The organism is uncultured Campylobacter sp. (assembly GCF_938039205.1).
GTDB lineage: Bacteria > Campylobacterota > Campylobacteria > Campylobacterales > Campylobacteraceae > Campylobacter_A.
The window spans coordinates 1-22,659 of record NZ_CALHVM010000021.1 but is presented as its reverse complement, the minus strand read 5'-3'; the positions used below and the strand labels follow the sequence as shown (position 1 = coordinate 22,659).

The following is a 22,659-nucleotide window of genomic DNA, read 5'->3' as shown; positions in this document are numbered from 1 at the left end:
CAAAAGACGAAAGCGCCGTAATCGCAAGAGCAAATTTATCTCGCGAATTCGTGGATTTTTTCGAGCAGCATTTTCCCATGTTTTTCACCTCGGTTGTCTCGATTTTCGGTTCGGCGATCATGCTTTTATTTATCGAGTTCTACGTGGGTTTGGCTGTTTTTGCCCTGCTCGCGGTTTTTGGAGTTTTGCTACCCAAATATATCGCCAAAAACGACCGCTTGTATCTAAAGCTAAACAACCAGCTAGAGCGCGAAACCGGACGCATAAGCGCAGGCGATGAGCGCACGCTAAAGCGCCACTACGACGTACTTTCAAAGCTTCGTATCCGCATCTCAAACAGAGAGGCGATGAGCTTTTTCATCATCGGTGCGAGTGCGGCGGCGATTTTTAGCTTGGCGATATTTATGCTATCGCACAAGCAGGCGAACGCGGGCCACATCTACTCGGTGCTCACCTATCTTTGGACGTTTGCGATCAGCCTTGATGACGCACCGAGGCTAATAGAGGAGTTTAGCAAACTAAAAGATATCGGCAAGCGCGTAGATGCCGGACTAGAAGGCGATATAGATAAAATTTAAGCGCTTTTTTGAGGTATAATTTAACTAAAATTTGCCCAAAAGCGAGGTCAAAATGCACGAAAATCACGCCCACTGCGCGCATTCGCACACGTCAAACAAGGTTGTTTTGAGAAATTCTTTCCTTATAATATTCGGTTATATGCTGATCGAGGTCGCGGGCGGCTTCGCGACAAACTCGCTCGCCCTGCTCTCAGATGCCGGACACATGCTCTCAGACGCAGCTGCGCTCGGACTTTCGCTGCTTGCATTTAAATTCGGCGAACGTAAAGGCAATCTGCAAAAGACTTTCGGCTACAGGCGGATCGAAATTTTAGCCGCGACGATAAACGCCGTCACGCTCATCGTCATCGCCGTTTTTATCGTTATCGAAGCGACGCGACGCCTACAAAACCCGCCAGAAGTAGCCACCACGGGTATGCTCGCCATCAGCACGCTGGGGCTCGCCATCAACATCGTCGTGGCGCTATACATGCTACGCGGCGGCGACGTGAGAGAAAACGTCAATATGCGCGGCGCCTACCTACACGTACTTGGCGACGCTGCGGGCTCGGTGGGCGCTATCGCGGCGGCTTTGGCGATGATGTGCTTTGGCTGGGGCTGGGCGGACGCGGCTGCTAGCCTGCTCGTGGCCGCGCTCATCGTAAAAAGCGGCTGGGGCGTGCTAAAAGAGAGCCTAAACATCCTGATGGAAGGCTCGCCAAAAGGCGTGTGCCTGGACGGACTCGTCGCGCAAATCAGGGGTGTGGACGGCGTGCTTTCGGTGCATGACCTGCACGTCTGGAGTATCACGAGCGGCGCAAACGCGCTCATAGCTCACGTGGTGGTTAGCGGCGAGCTAAGCATACGCGAAGCGGAGCGGATCGTGGCCGAAATATCGCACGAAATGGAGCATCTGGGCATCACGCACACGACGCTGCAGCTTGAGAGCAGCGACAACGAATGCGCTGACGAGCTAATCTGCGAAGTAAGGTCAAACGATACGGGCGGGCATTTAGGGCATAATCATTAAAATTAACGAATGCGGCTAAATTTTAGCAACGACCTTTTTGGTCGCTTCTATCTTTTTATCCGCCCACAGCACAACGTCTTTTATGACTAGCTTTTCGATAGCTTTTATGAAATTTTCCATAAATTCGTAGTATATTTCGCCATCTTTTATAGGAAGCAATAAGGTGGTTTTATTAAACAAATTTTCAAAATCCCTAACCAATCCACCTTGATAAATCTTTTGGTTTTTATTCAACAAAACAATAAAATACTGCGCAATTCTCTGCGAAAATACACTAAATTTTGGATAAAGAGTTTTAGTAAATTGCCCAGCATAAAAATCCTTATCCATATAAAAAAATTGCATTCCAAGCATGCCTACAGCTATTGAATGCCCTTTGATTTTGTGTTCATCGTCCAAATAATCAACATATCCAGCTATGCCGTTGTTTAAAACAGTTCTAGTAAAGTATGGATACTCGCCATTATCTAAAAATCTAAAGCTATCTTTATTTAGCTGACGATTTGAAGTAACCGAAAATAAATTACCAGCCTTTTTATTTTCAAATCCTTCCGCTATCCCCCCCCATTTGCTAAATTCGTCAAATTTAGCCAAAGCATCCTCTTCTTTCTCGGTTAGCTTATAATCTTTAAGCCCAGTTGCCGCAAGATACGCGTCGAGCTCTTCGACGCGTTCGCGCTCGAGCTCTTCGATAAATTTTTCCATAAAGGAAAAATTTATCTCGCCGCCTAGCGTCGGCAAAATGATTTTTACCTCTTTTAAAATTCCCACATTAAAAGAACTGCTCCCCCAAGCAAAATTTGAAAATCCACGCCTCATTGAAGCAATAATATAATTTGCCAAGCGACTATTTAAACAAAAATTTATAGGCTTGAAAATTTTAATCTTATCGCCGGTAAAATACTTATCTCTTTGAAAAAACATTGTAGCCGTATCTTGACCGAAACTAATCGTATTTTCATCATTTAAATACTGTGTACTTTCATTTATATAGCCACGAATTCCATTATTTTTATCTCCACGAGCCACATAGGGATATTGTCCGCCAAACTGAATTTTATTTGCATCAAATTTGCGTTTTGGCGTTTGAATGCAAAACAAATCCCCTATCCGAAATTCCCCGAATTTCGCGCCACTCGCTTTAAATTCTCGCTCTAAATTTGCAATCCTTTCGCTAATTAAGCTTTGCTTGGGACTATCCTTTTTTAAAATTTGCGATACTTCCCAACTCAGATAATCGCTCACCGTCTTTTTAAAGTCGGCTAGAGTAGGCATAGTATCTACTGGGCGAGATTTATTCCAGTCGGCACCATTGCTCGGATCAATCGTCGCTTCGTAATATTCGTTTTGCGTGAAAATTTCAAGTTTGCTTGCGCCGAAACGAACCAAATTTACAAGCTCCTCGTAACGCTCTTTGGCCCTATCCGTATCCCTTAGATTATTACTAGCTTTTTTGCGGTTTGAGCGCGTATAGCCATCGTTTGAAAAGTCTATAAATTTTACTATTTCGTCTTTTTCGTGCTTTTCGCCGACTTTAAAGACGTAGACGTTCGTCTGCACGCTTGATTTGCCGACGAAAAGATCGATCGGCATTTTTATGCTTGCGATTAAGGTATTGCGAGCTAAAATCCTTTTATTTATCTCTTTTGCCTTGCCGCTACCGGCGGAATTTTGAATAATTATCGCCGCATAGCCCGTATTCATCGTTTTGAGTGCGGCTTCTACAAATATCATGCCGTTACCCTCCGCCGAATACGGAGGATTTAACACGAAAGCGTTTGCGGGAAATTTTTCATAGTCTTTACCGAAGCCATAAACGCCCTCGAAGTCGGTCAAACTATCTTTATTTAGGATATTAGAGCTTCCGTCGCCCATCATTATCATATTTAAAACCGCGAGCATATAGACACTTGATAACAACTCCAAGCCCAAAAGTTGGTATGCTTTGATATGAGCCTCTTTTTTAGCTAGCTCGTCGGGAGAGCCTATACTATTTTTAGCGTCTTTTAGCATTTCGTTCATCGCTGCAACCAAAAGCCCCGCTGAACCGGTCGCAAAGTCCCAAACGTAGCTGTCTTTATTCACGCGGGCAAGTTTAGCCAAAAGCGTGGCGACGTATGATGGCGTAAGCACTACGTCGTTTAGTTTATCCTGCGTAAAGCCCAGCCAAGAATACATCTCATTAAAAAGCTTGCCCGTAAAATCGGTAGTTAGTCCGATTTTGTAATAAATCCCCAAATCATCGACTATTTTTGAAAAAACGCGTTTTAGTTGAGTCTCGCCGTTTGAAATTTTATTTATGTTATCGGTTAGTATCGTGTTTGAAAGGGTGCGTATTATGAGGTCTTTCTTTTCTACGGGCAAATTTTTCTCATTTAAAAACGCCTCTATCTTTCGCATTAAAATTTCGCCGTCGGTGCTACCTTTTTCGCTTGAAGATTTTAGCTCAGATTTTTCTAGCGGAGCTACTTTTCCGGGAATACCCAAAGTGGCGATGATAGAAGCTGCAACGAGATAAACTCTATCGTTTTCACCGAGCCCTTTTTCGCTGCTATAAATGTCGTTGTTTAGCTTTACTAGGCTCGCGTCTATCTCTCGCTCTCGTTTTTGCTTGATTTTTTCCAGTTCGTCGGGAGTTAAATTTAAATTTTTGAGTTTATTCGTAAATTCATCGAAATTTACCTTCTTTAAAAACGATAAATCGCTAAATTCGCCCACTTTGCGCCCGATGCCCAAATTCGACTTTGAAACGTAATAAACGCCGATTTTCGTTTGCAATTTATCCTTGCCGTCTTTGTGTCCAGTGACTCCGATAGCGATGATGTCGGTGTAGCTCGTATGATGAAGCAAGGCGTTGGCGTAATGCACCGCACCGTTAACCGCGTAATCTTTAATGTTTTTAAAATTTGGCTCATTTTTGGCAGTGCGATTTTCTATATTGCCTTCGGCGTCTAGCTTTTCTAACTTATCTTCATAGCCTTTGTATTCAATCAATACGGGATAAAAATTTAAGCCACCGTCTTGCAAAAGCAATTTAGCATCAGGACGATTGCCGCCCTTACCGCCGCTTTTAGTAAAATACTCTTGCAAAGCATTGTCTATCTCACTATTTAATAACTCTTGCTCTAATTTATAATCAAGCTTATATGATTTCAGTTGTGAATTTATTGCGTCTGCTACGTTCGGTTCTACGCTTCGAATGCTTGCCATTTTGCGCCTTTTGTTTGGTTTTAAAATTTACCATTTTAGCGATTTTTTACTTAATGTTTAAAATAAAATTATGCAGACTTTAAATCAATTTTAGGCAAAATAAAAAACTAAAAATTTAATCAAGAAGTAAAATTTAAATGAAAAACATCAGAAATTTTAGCATTATCGCTCATATCGACCACGGCAAATCAACGCTCGCAGACCGCCTCATCCAGGAGTGTGGCGCCGTCAGCGACCGCGAGATGAGCAGTCAAATCATGGACACGATGGATATCGAAAAAGAGCGCGGCATCACGATCAAGGCTCAGTCCGTGCGCCTAAACTACGCGCTAGGCGGGCAAAATTTCGTCCTAAATTTGATCGACACTCCGGGCCACGTGGATTTTAGCTATGAGGTGAGCCGCTCTCTAGCTAGCTGCGAGGGCGCGCTGCTTGTCGTGGATGCTAGTCAGGGCGTAGAGGCGCAAACCATCGCAAACGTATATATCGCGTTAGAAAACAACCTAGAAATCATCCCCGTCATAAATAAAATCGACCTCCCGGCAGCAGACCCGGAGCGCGTAAAAAACGAGATCGAGCACGTCATAGGGCTTGACTGTAGCGGCGCCGTCGAGGTTAGCGCCAAAAGCGGCATCGGCATCAAAGAGTTACTGGAAGCCATCATCACGCGTATTCCGGCTCCGGGCGGCGAGGCGGCTAGGCCGCTAAAAACGCTCATCTATGACAGCTGGTTTGACAACTATCTAGGCGCGCTAGCACTCGTCCGCGTATATGACGGCGAGCTAAAGAAAAACGACGAAATCCTAGTCATGGGTACGGGCAAAAAACACATCGTACTAGACCTCATGTATCCAAACCCGATCGCGCCGATAAAAACGGCAAATTTGAGCGCGGGTGAGGTCGGCATCGTGGTGCTCGGGCTAAAAAACGTGAGCGATGTTCAGGTGGGCGACACGATCACGCTGGCTCGTAATCCCGTTAAAGAGCCCGTCGGCGGCTTTGAGCGGGCTAAACCGTTCGTATTTGCGGGGCTTTACCCGATCGAAACGGATAAATTTGAAGACCTGCGCGACGCACTTGATAAACTAAAGCTAAACGACAGCTCCATTAGCTACGAGCCGGAAACCTCGGTCGCGCTTGGGTTTGGCTTTCGCGTCGGATTTTTGGGACTGCTGCATATGGAGGTTATCAAGGAGCGTTTGGAGCGCGAATTTGACCTCGATCTCATCGCCACGGCTCCGACCGTCACCTACGAAGTCGTACAAACCGACGGTCAAATTTTACGTATCCAAAACCCTAGCCAGCTCCCGCCGGTCAATAAAATCGAGCATATCAAAGAGCCCTACGTCAAAGCCACGATCATCACGCCTAGCGAGTTTTTGGGCAACATCATCACGCTGCTAAACAACCGCCGCGCCGTGCAGACCAAGATGGACTACATCACGCCCGAGCGCGTGCTACTCGAGTACGACATCCCGATGAACGAGATCGTGATGGACTTTTACGACAAGCTAAAATCGAGTACCAAAGGCTATGCGAGCTTTGATTATGAGCCTAGCGACTACCGCGTGGGCGATCTGGTGAAGCTTGATATCAAGGTCGCGGGCGAGACCGTGGACGCGCTCTCTATCATCGTGCCCGAAAGTAAAGCCCAGTCCAAGGGGCGCGACTTCGTAAAAGCCATGAAAGAGATCGTGCCGCGCCAGCTCTTTGAGGTGGCTATTCAAGCCAGCATCGGCAACAAAGTCATCGCGCGCGAAACGGTAAAATCGATGGGCAAAAACGTAACCGCCAAGTGCTACGGCGGCGACATAACGCGTAAGCGCAAGCTACTTGAGAAGCAAAAAGAGGGTAAAAAGCGCATGAAAGCTATCGGCAAGGTAAATTTGCCGCAAGAGGCATTTTTAAGCGTTTTAAAAATAGACTAGCGGCGTTTTGAGAGTGTTTTTGCTGCGCTCGCGGTTGCTTTTATTATCTCGCGGTCAAATTTGCAAATTTTACTGGCCGAGACCCGCACCGCGAAAATGCTAAATTTGGCTCGGTCAAATTTTACGTGAGATAAATTCGCGATATTTTAAAGCTAGAGGTAAAATTTGTCTCAAAAATAGCTCTATTAAAACAGTCGGCATCGTATAACTTTTAAAAAGATTAGTTCGCCGGCAGCCCGAACTAGCGCGTCAAAAGCTCAAATTTGAGCCTACAAAAGATAAAATTTATCCGCAAAAATCTACGAATTTAAGTTTTAGTTCGGTAAAATTAGATAAAAATTTTATAAAGGTTAATCGTTATGAGAGGTTACAAAATCTTTTCGGGTACCGCAAATCCGGCGTTTTCAAAGAAAATTTCGCACTATTTATCGCTTCCGCTTAGCGAAGCCACGATCAAGCGCTTTAGCGACGGCGAGATCAGTGTGCAGATTGGCGAGAGCGTACGCGGTAAGGATATTTTTATCGTCCAGCCTACGTGCGCGCCCGCAAACGTAAATTTGATGGAGCTTTTGATCCTAACCGACGCGCTTAAGCGTAGCTCGGCTAGCTCGATAACGGCGGTGGTGCCGTATTTCGGCTACGCGCGCCAAGACCGCAAGGCTGCTCCTCGCGTGCCTATCACGGCAAAACTCGTGGCAAACATGATGCAAACGGCGGGCATCGACCGCGTCGTCACGATCGACCTTCATGCGGGCCAAATTCAGGGCTTTTTCGACATCCCGGTCGATAACCTCTACGGTTCGATCATCTTTAACGACCATATCAAAAACAAAAATCTCAAAAATCCTATCATCGCTAGCCCCGATATCGGCGGCGTCGCGCGCGCTAGAAGCGTCGCAAAAGCCCTAAATCTCGACATCGTCATCGTCGATAAACGCCGCGAAAAAGCCAACGAGAGCGAAGTAATGAACGTGATCGGCGACGTGGCGGGCAAGGACGTGATCCTGGTCGATGACATGATCGACACGGGTGGCACGATAGTAAAGGCAGCTAAAGTCTTTAAAGAGCGCGGCGCAACCTCGGTGATGGCGTGCTGCACGCATGCGGTGCTCTCGGGCAAAGCTTACGAAAACCTCGCAGATGGCGCGCTAGACGAGCTGGTAGTAACCGACACGATACCGCTTCGCGAGGAAAACGAAAAGATAAAAGTTCTCAGCGTTGCTCCGATTTTTGGCGAAGTGATCAGACGCGTGTATCACAACGAAAGCGTAAATTCGCTATTTGATTGATTTTAGGCGGCGCTTTGGTCGCTGGTTTTGATTAATTTTACCCCTTGACGGCGTATGCGACTAGTCTGCGCCGTTTTTAAATTTATACCTATCTTTAAGCGTCAAATTTAACTCTTTATTTAAGACTCTCAACCTTAAATCAATTTATATTTAAGCGATTCATCCCGTAAAGATGCGGGTCGTGCCGCTCAAATTTGATCGCGTCAAATTTGCTCAAAAAAGACCGAAATTAAACGTAACTTTTCACGTTTTTTTCACGGAGTGAAAAATGAAATAATTTATATTATTCCGGCTAATTTTGTAATCTTAAATTTAACCCCAAAAGCCCATAAAATCGGCATTTGTCGCTAAAATAGAACTTAAATTTATATAGCTTTAAATTTTAGGAAATTTTGGAATGAAACTTAATGCAAAAAGGTAAAATCCAAGAGTTATTCACATGCGGCACGGCGGTAAAATTTGAATCGAAATTTAAAAAGCGAGCCCGAAGCCAGGCTCGCAAAAGGCCTCAGTGTTCGCCTTTGTGCAGGAAATAAAGTCCCAAACAAAGCGCCAAAATCGAGGCCGCGAGATAGGTCATCTCAAGCGGAGTGGTGAAATTTGCGTGTAAAATGCGCTGGAAAAAGTTAACGATAAGCACCATGATGATAACTTTGCCCAGTTTATCCTTGAGCTCGTCGAGCGAGTGCACCTCGAGGACTTTGCTCTGCTTGGACTTCTTAAGCTCCTCGATCTCGGAGATAAACAGTTCATAAATACCGAAGCTAAAGATGTAAAGCACGAGTGCCATGAGATAAAGGTCGATCGCTCCAACGATCTCACCGACGACGTCGGAGTGGAAGTTTTCGGGGTGAAAATCGCCGAAAAAGTAGTGATAAACGGCGACGAGAACCTTGCCTACGTCGTAGCTGGCGATAACGAAAAGTACGATTGCGCCAAGCAAGCCAAAGACCACGGGAAGCAGCGTGAAGTTGTTGCTAAAGAGCAGGATTTTTTCAAAAGCTTTACGCATTAATTTCCTTTGTTTAAAAATAAAACGCGTATTTTATAATATTTTCCTTAAAGCTAGGACGTGGATTTGAGTCGGCGCGTGCGGCTTGGGTGGTTGTTGAGCGAGTTAAATTTGAGTTTTGTGGTGTTTTATAAAACAGTTTTTGCGAGTGTTACTCGGTTTGGTGAATTGAGTCAAATTTGAGTTCGTCAAATTTGACTTTACAAATTTAACTCTAAAGTTTGCACTGTAAAGATACGGATAAATTTATGCGTCAAATTTAAACACAAAGCTAGAAAATTTAAAGCGAGTAAAATTTTGCCGAATCTACGCCAAACCAAAGCGTAAATTCGGCAAAATTAAAAAATGCGGGCAGGCTACTCCTGCATCTCTATCCATTTTTGCGCGATTCTTACGGCATTGGTCGCCGCTCCCACGCGGATCTGGTCGGCACTGCACCATAGATGCAGGATGTTTTTGCGGTAGTTGTCCGTGCGGATGCGTCCGACGTAGGTCTCGTTGGTGTCGCTTGAGATGCTTGGCATCGGGTATTTTTTCGCGGTGGGCTCATCTACGACCACGATGCTAGGCGCCTTGCGCAGGATTTCGCGCGCAGCTGCGGCGTCCACGTCTCTATCAAAGTGAATCGTAATGGCCTCGGAGTGGCTGCGAAGCACCGGCACGCGCACGCATGTTGCGCTCACTTCCATATTTTTGTGGAGGATTTTTTGGGTCTCATTGACCATTTTCATCTCCTCTTTAGTGTAGTCGTTGTCTAAAAATACGTCGATGTGCGGGATGACGTTAAAGGCTAGCTGATGCGCGAAGACCTTCGGCTCGCACTCGTCGAGCTTAAACTCGAAAAACTTTTGTAGCTGCATGACTAGCTCCTCCATGCCCTCTTTGCCCGCGCCCGAAGCCGCCTGATAGGTCGAGACGTCCACGCGGTTGATGCCGTACGCATCGTCTAGCGGTTTTAAAATTTGCACCATTTGGATGGTCGAGCAGTTTGGGTTGGCGATGATGCCGCGGGTTTTCCACTGCGCGATGTCCTGCGGGTTGCACTCGGGTACGACTAGCGGCACGTCCGCGTCCATCCTAAAATGGCTGGTGTTGTCGATCACTACGGCGCCGCTGGCGGCTGCAAATTTAGCGTATTTTTCGGACACAGATCCACCCGCGCTAAAAAATGCTATGTCGATCTCGTGCTCATCAAAAATGGTTTCGGTGAGCTCCACAACTTTGTGATTTTTGCCTTTAAACTCTATTTGGGTGCCCGCACTTTTCGCGCTTGCTAGCGGTAGTAGCTCGCCCACCGGGAAATCCACCTCCTCCATAACGCGGAAAAGCTCCTCTCCGACTGCGCCGGTTGCACCTACGACGGCAACGTTAAATTTTCTCATTTTTGGCTCCTTTTTATTTTTGGCTTTCTTTTAACTTCTCGGTCAGCAAAGCCGCCCTGCGACAAGCCTATTTGGCTTGACACAACGTTAAAGATTTATCGGACTTCACGGACTAAATTTAGGTTTTGACATAAAGCTAATCGCAACCGCTCTTGCCCATTAAATTTAACTCGAATTTGCGGTTAAATTTAACTTCTTTCAGATTCAAATTTACCGCCCAAATTTGACGAGTCGTACGTCGCATTTTCAGCGTCGCCGTCTCGGCCGGCTAAATTTAAACTAAAATCCTGCTTATTTTACTCGCGTAAAGCTTAAATTTAAGCTATTTTCTGCTGCGAGCCTGCAAAAAAAGGTCGCCCGGTTGTATTTCCTCGCCTTCGCTAAGAATCGCTGCTCGTTGTACGACGGAGATAAGTTCGCGGATATTGCCCGGGAAATCGTAGTTTTCTAGCTCCTTTACAGCCGCTTCGGAAAAGCTTTTTGCGCCGAGGCTAAACTCTTCGCAGCTTTGCTTTAAAAATCGCTCGGCGATAGGCAAGATCTCCTCTTTGCGCTCTCTTAGCGGCGGGATGGCGACTGGCACGGTGTTTAGGCGGTAAAACAGATCCTCTCTAAATTTACCCTCGCTAATCATCGCGGGCAGATTCGCGTTCGTCGCGGATACGATACGAACGTCGATTTTGACGCTCTTTGTGGCGCCAAGGCGCGTAATTTCGCGCTCTTGGATCGCGCGCAGGAGTTTTGGCTGTAGATTTAGCGGCATCTCGCCGATCTCGTCTAAAAACAGCGTACCGCCGCTTGCTAGCTCAAACTGTCCCTTTTTCATGGCTGAGGCGTCGGTAAATGCGCCCTTTTCAAAGCCGAAAAGCTCGCTTTCTATCAAATTTTCTGGGATCGCGGCCATGTTTATCGCGATAAACGGGCCGTCCTTGCGCGGCGAGTTTTTGTGGATAAATTTAGCAAATAGCTCCTTGCCTACGCCGCTTTCGCCCATTAGCATCGCCGAAGCGTCCGTTTTTGCGACTCGAGAGGCTAAATTTAGTGCATTGGCAAGCGCGGGTGAGCTAGCGACAAAATCGGTCGAATCAGCCTGTAAATTTGACCCACCTTGTACGGCTTTTAAGCTCGCAGCTGGCAGTTTGCGGCGTAAAATTTCGACCCTTTTTATCGCCTCATACAGCGTTTGCGCGTCAAATGGCTTTGTTAGAAAATCCTTGACGCCAAGGCGCACGCTCTCGATGGCTTTGTTTAGCGTTGCGTTGCCAGTCATTATGATGACGTCAAATTTGCCCTCCAGGCGCTTGATGAACTCCAGTCCGTCCATCTGAGGCATGTTGATATCGGTGATGATGAGATCGACGTCCTCGCCCATTTTCTTAAGCGCCTCGACGGCGCTTTTATAGCTTTTGATTTTTAGATCTTCGTATTCGCCAAGCGCGATCTCTAGGGACTTGCGCATGTTTATGTCATCTTCTACTATTACGATGTTCATCTTTTACTCTTTGTTTTTAAATACGCTTATGATAGCCGAAGAGGGCTTAAATTTTACCGTAAAACGCACGGGAAACAGCGTGAGGTCGGTTGCGGAGTTCATATTTTTGTTGCGTTGAATGAAGCGGTCTTCGACCTTAAATTTGTATGGCAAAAAGCACTCGAAAAGCTCGTTTTTATGTAGATTTAAAAACTCCATCGAGCTTTGCGCGGGCTGCTTGGAGGCGTTTATTTCGCATAGATACTCATACTCTAGCTCGCTTAGAACCATAGCCTTTGAAAGCGCGATATCGTCGTAAACTACGGTGTGATTTTTAGTAGAGATTTTGGCCCAGAGGATAAACTCCTCCGAGCCGTAAAGAAGCGCCGCAGCGGCAATCAGTAAGCAAAAATTTCTTGCCACTTGCTTTGGTCTATTTTCATTTCCATTCTGACGCGATATAGCCCGTCTTTAAAGTCGTGCTCGACGATGGAAGCATTTTTAATGAGGCCTGCTACTTGAGCCGTGATGGTCGAGTCTCTAAGCATCGCGTCTCTAACCGTATCTTTGGAGTTTATCTTGACTCCGTAGAGTTTCTCGGCTAGCTGTCTGTGCGCATCCGCGATGGCCGCGCGTTTAGCTAGTGCTAGAGACTGGGCGTGAGAGACGGTGTTGGTCGGAGCGATACCCTCGCCCACGGCGCCAAATACCGCATCGGCCGGTTCGATATCGTATATCATCTTTTCTTGTTTCATCACGCTTCTGATGTCTTCTTTATCGACCTTTTGGATGACGATGTCTTGCTTTGCCGATGTTGCGTCGTCGGAGGCAAAAGGGTTATTAAAAGAGCAACCGCTCGTCAAAAAGGCTACCGCGCCCAAAACCGCGAATGTAATTTTTTTCATTCTTGAACCTTTAAATTTAGTTGTTTTTTTGTTTGTAAATTTACTAGCAAATTGTATTCCAAAAGTACTAAATTCATTCTAAATTTTCTAGCGTATCTTCGCCGTCTTCCTCGGCTTTAGGGCATTTAGCGATGCTAACCACGTCGTCGCCGTCTACGTTTACTACGATGACGCCGCTGGTGTTTCGGCCTGCTTTGCGGATGCTTTGCATATCGACGCGTATCATCTTGCCGCTTGAGGTTAGAGCCATCAGATCTTGTTCGTCATCGACCATTACGACGCCGATCAGATCGCCGGTACGATTAGTTAGCTTCATGCAGATTACGCCCTTGCCGCCGCGATTTGTTAGGCGGTATTCGTCTGCGGTCGTGCGCTTGCCGATACCTTTTTGAGATATGCTTAGCACTTCTTGCTCGTTGCTTTCGATGACGGCTGCGCCTACGACCTCGTCGCCTGCTTCTTTAAATTTAATACCCGTCACGCCGCGAGCCGTTCTGCCCATCTGGCGGACTTTGCCGAGTTTAAATTTGAGGCACATTCCCTTTTTGGTTACGATAAATAGCATCTTTTCGCTATCGTCGCTTCCTTCGGCCGCGTTCTCGTCGTTTTCCTCGCTATTTTCTTCGTCGATCTGAGCTTCTATCGCCTCTATCTCGTTTATCTCGGTCTCTACGCCAAGCTCGTCGATTAGATTTATCGGCTCTTCTTCGCCTTCTACTATTAGAGCCGTTACTAGCTCGTCGTTCTCGTCTAGGCTGATAGCGCGCACGCCGATAGAGCGGATGTTTTTAAATTCGCTCAAATTTGTGCGTTTTACTATACCGTTTTTAGTGAAAAACGCGAGCGATTTACTCTGGGCAAAATCATTCGTCGGGATGATCGCCTTGATCTTTTCGTCGGGCTGTAGTTGGATGAGATTTACTACCGCTTTGCCTTTTGCCGTGCGGCTTCCTTCGGGGATCTTATAGACTTTGAGCCAGTAGAGCTGTCCGCGGTCTGTCACGAACATCAGCGTATCGTGAGTGTTGCTCGTAAAGAAGCTCTCGATGAAGTCGTCGTCGTATGTAGTTACCGCGACCTTGCCCTTGCCGCCGCGTTTTTGCTTCTCGTACTGCTTGCTTGGCACGCGCTTGATGTAGCCTCGGTGCGTGATGGTTACGACCATATTTTCGTTAGGGATGAGGTCTTCGATGTCGATATCGTCGTAGTCGTCCACGATCTCGGTGATGCGCGGTACTTTAAATTTATTTTTTATCTCAAGTAGCTCGTCTTTGATTAGTTTTTCTAGCAAGGTTTCGCTCTTTAAAATTTCATCAAGGCGCGCGATCTCAGCCATCAGCTCGGCTAGCTCGGCCTCTAGTTTTTCGCGCTCAAGACCCGTTAGCTTGCTTAGCCTCATATCTAGGATGGCGTTTGCTTGTAGCTCGCTAAGGCCGAATTTTGCCACTAGTCCCTCGCGAGCGCTCGGCGTGTCGGCGCTATTTTTGATGAGCTCGATCACCTCGTCGATGTTATCCAGCGCGATTTTTAAGCCTTCTAAGATATGCGCTCTAGCTCTGGCTTTTTCCAGGTCAAATATCGTGCGGCGGATGATGACGGTTTTTCTGTGATTTAAAAATAGCTTCAAAAGCTCGATTAGGTTAAATACCTTCGGCTCTTTGTTGTTTATCGCAAGCATTATGACGCCAAACGTGCTCTCCATCGTCGTGGATTTAAAGAGATTGTTTAGCACGATGTCGCTCATCGCGTCGCGTTTTAGCTCGATGACGACGCGGATGCCGTCTTTATCGGACTCGTCGCGCACTTCGCTGATGCCTTCGATCTGTTTTTCTTTGACCAGCTCGGCGATCTGCTCGATGAGGCGAGCTTTGTTCGTCTGATACGGCAGCTCGTCTACGACGATGACGTCTTTGTTCGGCTTTTTTTCGATGTGGGTTTTGGCGCGTAGTTTCACGCGGCCGCGTCCCGTGCGGTAGGCCTCGATGATGCCTTTTTTGCCAAATATTATACCGCCCGTCGGGAAATCCGGCCCTTTTATGTACTGCATCACCTCTTCTAGCGTCGCATTTTTATTTTCAAGTACGAGCAAAAGCCCGTCGATTAGTTCGTCAAGGCTGTGCGGCGGGATATTCGTCGCCATACCGACTGCTATACCGCTAGAGCCGTTTAGCAGCAAATTCGGCACGCGGCTAGGTAGGACGTCGGGCTCGGTCTCTCTGTCGTCGTAGTTTGGGATAAAATCAACCGTGTCTTTTTCGATATCGCGTAAAATTTCTTCGGTGAGATTAGTCATCCTAGCTTCGGTATAACGCTCTGCTGCTGCGCCGTCGCCGTCAATGGAGCCGAAGTTTCCTTGGCCGTCGACGGTCGGATAGCGCATGGAAAATTTCTGGGCCATACGCACGAGCGCATCGTAGATGGCTAGATTGCCGTGTGGATGATATTTACCCATAGTCTCGCCAACAATACGCGCGGATTTCATATACGGGCTACGACTGCCGACTCCTAGGTTGTTCATCGCGTATAGGATACGTCTATGAACGGGCTTTAGGCCGTCTCTGACATCAGGCAGGGCGCGACCGACGATGACGCTCATCGAGTAGTCGAGGTAGCTCGTTTTTATCGACTCTTCGATGTCGACGGCTTGGATATCTTGATTTTGATTGAGTAGATTTTCTTCCATTTTTATCCTTAAAATTTACTTGCCGATTTTAGCTTAAATTTGATAAAAACTTGCTAAATAAATGCGCTTCGTCGCCGTCAGGCTTGGTAAAATTCGTCCGAATTCGAGGCGTTTGGATTAATTTGTTTGCGGGCTTAAATTTGCACCTTAAATTTTCTTTTTACGGCGTAAAATTTGATAAATTTACCCGCCCGAGCTCTTGATTATCTTAAATTTGATCGCAGAGTAAATGAAAGCAAAAACGCAGGTCGCGGGAAGTAATTGCACGAGCGCCGCAACTCCCATCTCGCCGCCATCGATCAAAACTGCATAAAACGGGATAAAACCAGCCGTAAAAAAGTAAAATTTAGCAAAATTTGACATTTTGACGGCCTTGTTTTTAAGACCGTAAATTTTAAATCTCAAAAAGCCCAGTGCCGTCATCGCGGCCGCTAGCAAAACCGCTCCGAGCACCATCAGATTGTAATCTGCGCCACAAAGAATCCCGCTTGAAAATAGGGCGAAAAATGCTACCGAGAAATAAAACGGATGCCCGAAAATCATAATGAAAATAAACAAGAAATTTAAAATTTTACTCTCGCGTTTGTATCGCCAAAAGGCGACGTCTGCGATGACCGCGACTCCGAGCGCCAAAGCCGAAAAAAGTAAAACATTTAGCAAAATTTAATACCTCGCATCCGCAAGTGTGAGTGCGAAAAGCACCTCGCAGCCGGCTTTTTGCAGCGTCCGTCTGGCTTCGTCTATCGTCGTGCCCGTCGTCACGATATCATCTATCAAGATAACTGGAAATTTAGGCCTTTTTAAAAGCTTAAAATTTCGCGGATTTTTTAGGCGAAAGGCGAGGTCCTTGCCGTGATAGCTAACGTTTGAGCCCGCGTGCAAACAGGCGTAAAGCGGACGAATTTCCGCGCTTTTTAACGCGCGAGCCAAGATCGCCGTATGCGAGTAGCCGCTAGCTGTTTTGTCGTCGATCGGCACGGCGTGTACTGGCGAGCCGAAGCTAAATTTACGCGCAAAAATCTTAAAACTCAAATTTGCGAGTGCGCCGTAGACGAAAGAGCCGTGAAATAGGTGCTTTGAGTGGAGTAAATTTTTAACTTCGGAGTAGTCAAAAAAGCTGTAAATTTTAAAATCTCCGTCCAAAACGCGCGTCCTTGCGGGCGAGGAGAGCAGGTGATCTTTGCAAATTTGACAGATCATGCCCAGACTCAAATGCCCGCAGTTAGCGCATCTCATCAGCTTTTTAGGATCTGGATCGCCGCGCGTTTTACGATGTCTTGGAGTAGCTCGTCAAAAAAGCTCTTAAACGCGCCGCTCGTGTGAATCGGGGCAAATTTGGTCTGCTCCTGCGAGACGTTTTTGGTGATGGTTTGATCGCCTCTATGTACCGTTATCGCAAGCTTTGCCGAGCCCTTTAGATTGTCCGTGGAGTAGCCGCTTAGATTTGCTTTAAGCTCGACGATCCTCACATCCACGACGATATCGCCAAAGTCGCTCAAATTTGCTCCCAGACGCTTTAGCTCGGTGCTAAGGCCGTCTTGCAGCCAGCTCTCTATGCTGTTTTGCAGCGTGACGTATTCTTTGACGTTGCCGTTGCTACCCGTGATCGTGGCGACGATGCTTTTGTTTGCGCGAGCGTCCTCGATGCTATTTATTCGGATATTTTTTTGGTAGCCCATCTGGTTTGAGGTTGATTGATACGGGGTCAAATTTAACACCGAGCTGCGCTGCGAACATCCGCTCATGACCGCAGCAAAAAGCGCAGCGGCAATGGCGTAAAAAGCTAATTTTTTCATATTTTTCCTTTATAGTTTTGATATCTCTTCGGCGGCTTTGTTGGCGGCTTGTTTAACGAGAAGGTAGACGTAGAGATTAAAATCCTCAGTGTCCTCGGCCTCGAGTTTGCGCACGTCTTGTCTGGTGGAGATGTTTAGCACGCGGGTTTTGTTTATGTTTTTGACGCCCAGTTTGCCCTTCATCGCCGCGCTTAGATACTGCGACGGCTCGCTATACGAGGCTGCGTAGTCGGTAAATGCAAAATCCACGCGGTAGGTGTAAGGCGAGGTTTGGCTATCCACGACCATGATGCCGCGATTTAACAGCTCGTCTTGTAAGAAAAGATGAAAAAGCCTCTCAAGGCGCTCTTTTGGATAGAGCATTTTCGCACCGTTTTTGGAGATAAATTTTATACCGCTATCCGCTGCTCTTTCGTCGGCTATTTTGTGGATATAGACTTTTTTGATAGCCGCGTTCGTGTCGATCCTGCTTTGAGCGATGCAGCATTTTATCGCGACGTCGCTAGTGTAGTCCGTGCCGTTTATCTTGATGTCTTGACCGCCGCTAGCGCACGAGGAGCAGTCTGCTTTGATACGCATCACCTCTTTGTAGCCTTTGGCGTTGCCCTCGTTAGTTTGAGCGACCTCCGGCGAGCTCTCAAAAAGCCCAAAACATCCCGTAAAAAGGAACGCCGCAAATAAAAGTATAAAATTTCTCATAAAAAATCCTTTCGTAAATTTTACATCGCGCAAGCAAAATTCTATCCAAATTTGAGATGAATTTCCAAATTTGCGTAAAATTTGAAGGAAATTGGAAATTTGTGTAAATTTTATTAAATTTGATTTTTGAAATTTTAAAGCGGAGATAGCGTCAAATTTAGCATTTTCGCGGTGCGGGTCTGGGTGCGTCAAATTTGCAAATTTAGGCCCAAAAAACCTTTGTAACAAACAAGGCGAACAAACAAGAGCGCGGATAAAATAAACACCCACAACCGCGCAAATTTAATCCGCCACGCCCATCATCACGCTTGAGTATTCGCCCTGCTTGACGTCCGTTTTTTCAGGCTTTTTGACGGTCATCCTATCCTCGGCCAGTCCCGCCTGCGCTAGAGCTGCCTTGATAGCCTGAGCTCTTGCGTTAGCGAGTTCCAGCAGCTGCTCTTTTTTTATCTCGATACCCTTTAACGCAGCTTCTCTCAGCGCCTTTTCGTCGGTACTTTTTTCTTTTGGAGCTAGCGATGCGAGCGCTCCTGCGTAGTCCTTGCCCGTTTGCGCCATCGTTTGACTGATTTTTTCGTTTAGTTTCGCGTTTTTTAGCGCCGTTACGTCCACGTCCGAGTAGGCCGGAGTGATGCTTAGCTTCATCTTAGGTTTTGCCGTCGTTAGCTTGATAAAATCAGCTATCTTAGCCTGCTCGGATACGATTAGCTCGGCATTTGCTGGCATAAAGTCGATAGTATTTAGATCATTGCTGCTTAACCCTAGCATATTACCCAAAAATCTAAACGGAGCCAGCGTGATGTCGGCAAATAGCTTCTTAACCGCTTCCCAGACGATACCGCCGTATTTAAAGTCTGGGTCGTTTAGGTCGCCCGTCACCGGCAGATCGATGTTTATCTGATTGTTTTGATCGCTCAAGATCGAGATAGCAAGCGATAGAGGTAAATCTACCGCGTCTTTAGACTCGACCTTTTCGCCAAGCGTTAGCGTGTCTAGATTTACGACATTGCTACCGTTTAGCTTAGAGTCCTTAACATCGTAGTTTAGAGTCAAATTTAGCTTGCCTTTTTCTATCTTGTAGCCCAAAAACTGCCCGCTATAAGGCGTCACGTCGACTAGATCGATATCTTTAAAGCTAAATTTGACCTCCGTGCTCTTTTTCGGGTCGTACGGCAGTAGCTTGAGCCCGATCTTGCTAAAGCCGCTCTTGCCGACCACGCCCTCAAACGTACCCATCGTCGGGCGAGTACTGTCGATATCCATCAGCACGCCTTCTAGCTTGGTGATCTTAGTCGCAAACGGCATAAATAGCGACGCGTCGGAGAAGTCTACATCGCCGTTTTCTACGAGGATGTTCTTGATAGCGAAGTCAAACTCGCCCTCTTTTTTCTGCTGTTTTGCTGCCTCTGCGGCCTTTTCGTTTTTAGGGGCGGCTTGTTTTACGTCCGCATTTTGCGTACTTTCGCTCTCACTCTTTTTCACTAGACTGCTTAGATTTAGTTCGCGTTCTTTATTTAAATGCGCCTTTAAAAACGGTGCGCTCAGAGTCACTCGCTCTAAATTTAAAAAATTTTTCGCAAACGAAATTTTAGATAGCTTGAGGTTTTTAAAGGCAAAAACCTTATCGCCAGAGCCGTCCGCAAGCTCGATATTTGCGATGTTTGCCTTACCGCTTACGGAGGCGTCCGCGGCGTATTTTACGTTTAGTTCGGCATTTAGCTCGCCGCTTTTTAGGCTCGCGTCCAGATAGTTTTTAGCGTAGACGAAGTAGCGAGGCAGATTTGCGTCATTTAGTTTTATATCGGCTTCGATACTTAGGGGCTCTGGCGTGATTTTACCCTTAAGAGCCAAATTTAGCTTTTGCGAGCTTTTCATGTCGATTTTAGCGGTCACTGGTGCAGCTAAATTTTCGCTGATATTTTGCAAATTTATATTTAGTCCGTCAAATTTGTGCGCTATCTTTTGCCCCTCAAAGATATGGGTTATACCTATATCCGCACCCGTAACGGCGACGTTTTTGACGCTAAATTTAAATCCGCTCTTTGCATCTTGAGCGCTTTTTTGCTCGGTTTTTTTACTTTTTTTCGCGGCGCTTTTTTCTGCCGTTTTTTGAGATTTGGCAGGTTTTTTCGCGCTTTCGGTTTTGCTTTTTGTATTTGTTTTTTTAGCGGCTGTTTTTTCGCCGTTTAGTCCAAGCTCACTAATAGCGCTAAGCTCGCCGTTTTCTTTTATATCGGTTGCAAATTTAGGCTTATTTATACTTACGCTTTCGATGCGAAGCGCAGTTTTGGCTAGATCAAAATCCGCGTCCTTCACGCCGATTTCAGCGACGGCGGCGATCTCTTTATTTTTAGTTTTTAGCACGATTTTTTGAGCTTTTATCTCGCCGATAGAAGCAGTGCTGGCATTATTTTCCAGCGTAAATTTAGGCGCGTTTATAACGAGCTTTTCTAGGCTTGCCGCACTGTTTTTACCGACCGGGGCGGAGGCGACGTTAAGCGTCAAATTTTTTAGGCCAGCTGCGATATTTTGCCCTTTTATTTTAGCATCCAGCTCACTTGCATTTGCGTCTTTTAGCTTTATCTCGCCGACGCTTTTTTCGGTCAAATTTATCCCGCTAACGCCCAGAGCTTTGAGCGCTGCGGAGGCGTTTATATCGCCCTTTTCGTTTATATCGGCCTTAAGCGCGACGCCGCTTAAATTTAGATTGTTTAAATTTGCCTGCGCCTCGCCTTTAAAGCTCGTGTTTTTAAATTTTATCTCGCTAATATCGGCCGCAAAGCTTCTTTTTTCGCTAACGTCGGCATTTACCTCGATGGCAGGTAGATCAAGCTCCTCTAGGCTCAAATTTTGCCCATCAAGTTGCGCTTCAAACGACTTTAAATTTAAAGCTGCGTTTTTTAAAGCAGCCTTGATAACGCCGCCGTCCGCACTTAGTTCGTAGCTCGTTTTTGCATTTACGAGCGCGCTATTTATGCGTAGATCCTTCGTATCGATGAAGCTAAGAGCGACGGGGCGGACGTTAAAGTCCTTTAGGCTAAGCTCGCCGTAAACGCGAAGCGGCGCGAGGTCGATGCCGCCCTGCCAGTCCAGCTTTTGCGCTAGCGTGGAGTTTGCGTCAAAAACGTGCTTGCCCGCGCTATTTTGCTCGGTATTTATGCCTGAGATTTCGTAGTTTATGCCCTCAAATTTGGCGCTAAAAGGCTGCTTTAAACTCTCGTCCGAGTAGGCAAACGAGCCGCCGATTATCTTTGTGCTGTTTAGAGCGAAATTTATGCTACTAGTTTCGTTGTTTTCGGTGCTAGTAGCGTTTGACTCGCCTAAAAACGTAGCTAAATTTAGCGTGCCGTTTTTATCTCTAGCGATATTTACGCTTGGGCTTTTTAGGCGCAAGATATCGACTTCTGCTAGCTTTTTAAAGAGCGAAAAAGGCTTAAGTTTGACGTCGATTTGCTCCGCGCTAAAAAGCGGCGCGGTCGTGTTTAGCTCGGGGCGCGTGACGTTTAGCTCGAAGGTAAAGGGATTAAATTTAGCCTCTGCCACGCTAAGGCTCGCGTTCATGTCTTTTAGCTTTGTGGGCAGTGTATTTTTAAGCGCGTAAGGAACGCCTAAAAAGCCAACAAGTGTGTAGATGAGCAGCAAGCTCGCAAGCGAGCCTAGGATAATAAGAGCGATTTTTTTACTTTTTTGCATAAATTTACCTCGATTTTTTTGGCGAATTTTACTAGGATTTTGATTAAAGGGCGGTTATTTTGGCGTATTCATACGAAAAATTAGCACCGTTTCTTATAAAATTAAAGCCGATATTTGATGCAAATAAACAAAAATCAAATACAGCGCAAGATCTCTTTTTGATAAAACTTGGCACCCGTAAACTACGGAGATAATTTAAAATCTAGTCGATAAAATAGCGATTTTACTGTAAAATTCGGAATCAAATTTGTCAAACCAGGGAGCAAAAATGTTTCAGACTTTCAGAATTTACGATTTTGTAAAAGGCGATGAAAATAGCGATTTTTACGGCGTATTTATCGATAGACTCTATCCTCGCGGAGTGAAAAAGGAGATATTTTGCTCGTTTTTATGGCTAAAGTCGGTTACTCCGTCAAACGAGCTTAGGTCTTGGTTTCATGAGGATAAAGAAGCTAGATTTGAGGAATTTAAAGTTAAATTTAAGACCGAACTAGCCAATAAAGAGGCGACGGCAGGACTGAACGAGCTAAAAATTCTAGAAAAAAAGCACGGCAAAATCGCTCTATTAACCGCGACTAAAGATATAAATTTAAGCCACGTTGCGGTACTTTTAGAACTACTCAGGGAGTAAAATTTAATTTACCTTTTATTTTTCATATTTTTTCGCTATAATCCCCCAACTTTTTAAATCGATTTTAAGTTTATAGCATCTAGTTAAATTTATAAATATCATTAAAATTAAGATTTGCGATTTAATCGCTAAAGCCTAAAGATAAGTGTATCTTTTGCTGCGTTTAGATTTGAGCAATCATAATTTCGGTGCAGTGAATTTTATCCTAAAACTAGACCCGATTAGGCGTCGCAATCTACCCGCGAATTAAGCCTAGCTTGGCTTAATTTTTTAAACTCGTAAATCGCATTTAAAACGTTAAACCTATAACCGCAACTAAAAAAGGAGTCCTCAATGGCAGTAACACAAGCGCAAGTAGCACAGCTTTACGTAG

At 45.9% G+C, this 22,659-nt stretch carries 17 protein-coding genes; 5 read left to right on the top strand and 12 right to left on the bottom strand.

What is annotated here, in order from left to right; all coding sequences use genetic code 11:
- Both Q0394_RS02750 and Q0394_RS02745 read left to right on the top strand, forming a co-directional pair.
- A partial coding sequence (locus tag Q0394_RS02750; protein WP_298945464.1) for an ABC transporter six-transmembrane domain-containing protein occupies positions 1 to 578 on the top strand: 578 nt, incomplete at its 5' end.
- A 52-nt stretch (positions 579 to 630) separates the two neighbouring features.
- Entirely contained in the window at positions 631 to 1,587 is a 957-nt protein-coding gene (locus tag Q0394_RS02745; RefSeq protein WP_298945463.1) for a cation diffusion facilitator family transporter, read from the top strand.
- Positions 1,588 to 1,602: 15 nt separating this feature from the next.
- On the opposite strand, the gene Q0394_RS11945 is transcribed toward Q0394_RS02745, so the two are convergent.
- The gene (locus tag Q0394_RS11945) at positions 1,603 to 4,797 is read right to left on the bottom strand and encodes a restriction endonuclease subunit S (RefSeq protein WP_366115582.1); all 3,195 of its coding nucleotides are present in this window, start codon (positions 4,795 to 4,797) and stop codon (positions 1,603 to 1,605) included.
- Between the two features lie 137 nt (positions 4,798 to 4,934).
- Between Q0394_RS11945 and lepA the strand changes: the two genes are divergently transcribed.
- Positions 4,935 to 6,725 carry a translation elongation factor 4 gene (gene lepA / locus Q0394_RS02730; protein WP_298945462.1) on the top strand — a complete coding sequence of 597 codons (1,791 nt, stop codon included), beginning with the start codon at positions 4,935 to 4,937 and terminating at the stop codon, positions 6,723 to 6,725.
- Positions 6,726 to 7,084: 359 nt separating this feature from the next.
- Entirely contained in the window at positions 7,085 to 8,014 is a 930-nt protein-coding gene (locus Q0394_RS02725; protein WP_298945461.1) for a ribose-phosphate pyrophosphokinase, read from the top strand.
- A gap of 508 nt (positions 8,015 to 8,522) precedes the next feature.
- Here the strand turns inward: Q0394_RS02725 and Q0394_RS02720 are convergent.
- The 11 genes from Q0394_RS02720 to Q0394_RS02670 all read right to left on the bottom strand — a co-directional run bounded on the left by Q0394_RS02720 (position 8,523) and on the right by Q0394_RS02670 (position 21,655).
- Positions 8,523 to 9,026, bottom strand: coding sequence for a YqhA family protein (locus tag Q0394_RS02720; RefSeq protein ID WP_298945460.1), 504 nt, complete (start codon positions 9,024 to 9,026; stop codon positions 8,523 to 8,525).
- A gap of 356 nt (positions 9,027 to 9,382) precedes the next feature.
- Positions 9,383 to 10,408: an aspartate-semialdehyde dehydrogenase gene (locus Q0394_RS02715; protein ID WP_298945459.1), complete on the bottom strand. Its 1,026-nt coding sequence runs from the start codon at positions 10,406 to 10,408 to the stop codon at positions 9,383 to 9,385.
- Positions 10,409 to 10,730: 322 nt separating this feature from the next.
- Positions 10,731 to 11,900, bottom strand: a complete 1,170-nt coding sequence (locus Q0394_RS02710; RefSeq protein ID WP_298945458.1) for a sigma-54 dependent transcriptional regulator — start codon at positions 11,898 to 11,900, stop codon at positions 10,731 to 10,733.
- 3 nt (positions 11,901 to 11,903) lie between these two features.
- A complete protein-coding gene (locus tag Q0394_RS02705; RefSeq protein ID WP_298945457.1) occupies positions 11,904 to 12,302 on the bottom strand; it encodes a hypothetical protein in 399 nt (132 codons plus the stop codon).
- Positions 12,278 to 12,784: a lipoprotein required for motility gene (locus tag Q0394_RS02700; protein WP_298945455.1), complete on the bottom strand. Its 507-nt coding sequence runs from the start codon at positions 12,782 to 12,784 to the stop codon at positions 12,278 to 12,280. Before Q0394_RS02700 ends, Q0394_RS02705 begins: the two co-directional genes overlap by 25 nt.
- A gap of 73 nt (positions 12,785 to 12,857) precedes the next feature.
- Positions 12,858 to 15,467, bottom strand: a complete 2,610-nt coding sequence (gene gyrA / locus Q0394_RS02695) for a DNA gyrase subunit A (protein WP_298945454.1) — start codon at positions 15,465 to 15,467, stop codon at positions 12,858 to 12,860.
- A 183-nt stretch (positions 15,468 to 15,650) separates the two neighbouring features.
- Positions 15,651 to 16,127 (bottom strand): hypothetical protein, encoded by a 477-nt coding sequence (locus Q0394_RS02690; protein WP_298945453.1) that lies wholly within the window; start codon positions 16,125 to 16,127, stop codon positions 15,651 to 15,653.
- A 3-nt stretch (positions 16,128 to 16,130) separates the two neighbouring features.
- Positions 16,131 to 16,703, bottom strand: a complete 573-nt coding sequence (locus tag Q0394_RS02685) for a ComF family protein (protein ID WP_298945452.1) — start codon at positions 16,701 to 16,703, stop codon at positions 16,131 to 16,133.
- On the bottom strand, positions 16,703 to 17,263 hold the full coding sequence (locus Q0394_RS02680) for a YajG family lipoprotein (protein WP_004321126.1): 561 nt from the start codon (positions 17,261 to 17,263) through the stop codon (positions 16,703 to 16,705). Before Q0394_RS02680 ends, Q0394_RS02685 begins: the two co-directional genes overlap by 1 nt.
- A gap of 9 nt (positions 17,264 to 17,272) precedes the next feature.
- Positions 17,273 to 17,962, bottom strand: a complete 690-nt coding sequence (locus Q0394_RS02675; protein WP_298945451.1) for a hypothetical protein — start codon at positions 17,960 to 17,962, stop codon at positions 17,273 to 17,275.
- Positions 17,963 to 18,244: 282 nt separating this feature from the next.
- Positions 18,245 to 21,655 (bottom strand): DUF748 domain-containing protein, encoded by a 3,411-nt coding sequence (locus tag Q0394_RS02670; protein WP_298945450.1) that lies wholly within the window; start codon positions 21,653 to 21,655, stop codon positions 18,245 to 18,247.
- Positions 21,656 to 21,923: 268 nt separating this feature from the next.
- Between Q0394_RS02670 and Q0394_RS02665 the strand changes: the two genes are divergently transcribed.
- A complete protein-coding gene (locus tag Q0394_RS02665) occupies positions 21,924 to 22,286 on the top strand; it encodes a DUF488 family protein (protein WP_298945449.1) in 363 nt (120 codons plus the stop codon).
- Positions 22,287 to 22,659: the final 373 nt, after the last annotated feature.

Coding starts and splice junctions, on each gene's coding strand:
- Q0394_RS02745 (WP_298945463.1), top strand. CDS start 631: ATGCACGAAAATCACGCCCACTGCGCGCATTCGCACACGTCAAACAAG.
- Q0394_RS11945 (WP_366115582.1), bottom strand. CDS start 4,797: ATGGCAAGCATTCGAAGCGTAGAACCGAACGTAGCAGACGCAATAAAT.
- lepA (WP_298945462.1), top strand. CDS start 4,935: ATGAAAAACATCAGAAATTTTAGCATTATCGCTCATATCGACCACGGC.
- Q0394_RS02725 (WP_298945461.1), top strand. CDS start 7,085: ATGAGAGGTTACAAAATCTTTTCGGGTACCGCAAATCCGGCGTTTTCA.
- Q0394_RS02720 (WP_298945460.1), bottom strand. CDS start 9,026: ATGCGTAAAGCTTTTGAAAAAATCCTGCTCTTTAGCAACAACTTCACG.
- Q0394_RS02715 (WP_298945459.1), bottom strand. CDS start 10,408: ATGAGAAAATTTAACGTTGCCGTCGTAGGTGCAACCGGCGCAGTCGGA.
- Q0394_RS02710 (WP_298945458.1), bottom strand. CDS start 11,900: ATGAACATCGTAATAGTAGAAGATGACATAAACATGCGCAAGTCCCTA.
- Q0394_RS02700 (WP_298945455.1), bottom strand. CDS start 12,784: ATGAAAAAAATTACATTCGCGGTTTTGGGCGCGGTAGCCTTTTTGACG.
- gyrA (WP_298945454.1), bottom strand. CDS start 15,467: ATGGAAGAAAATCTACTCAATCAAAATCAAGATATCCAAGCCGTCGAC.
- Q0394_RS02685 (WP_298945452.1), bottom strand. CDS start 16,703: ATGAGATGCGCTAACTGCGGGCATTTGAGTCTGGGCATGATCTGTCAA.
- Q0394_RS02680 (WP_004321126.1), bottom strand. CDS start 17,263: ATGAAAAAATTAGCTTTTTACGCCATTGCCGCTGCGCTTTTTGCTGCG.
- Q0394_RS02675 (WP_298945451.1), bottom strand. CDS start 17,962: ATGAGAAATTTTATACTTTTATTTGCGGCGTTCCTTTTTACGGGATGT.
- Q0394_RS02670 (WP_298945450.1), bottom strand. CDS start 21,655: ATGCAAAAAAGTAAAAAAATCGCTCTTATTATCCTAGGCTCGCTTGCG.
- Q0394_RS02665 (WP_298945449.1), top strand. CDS start 21,924: ATGTTTCAGACTTTCAGAATTTACGATTTTGTAAAAGGCGATGAAAAT.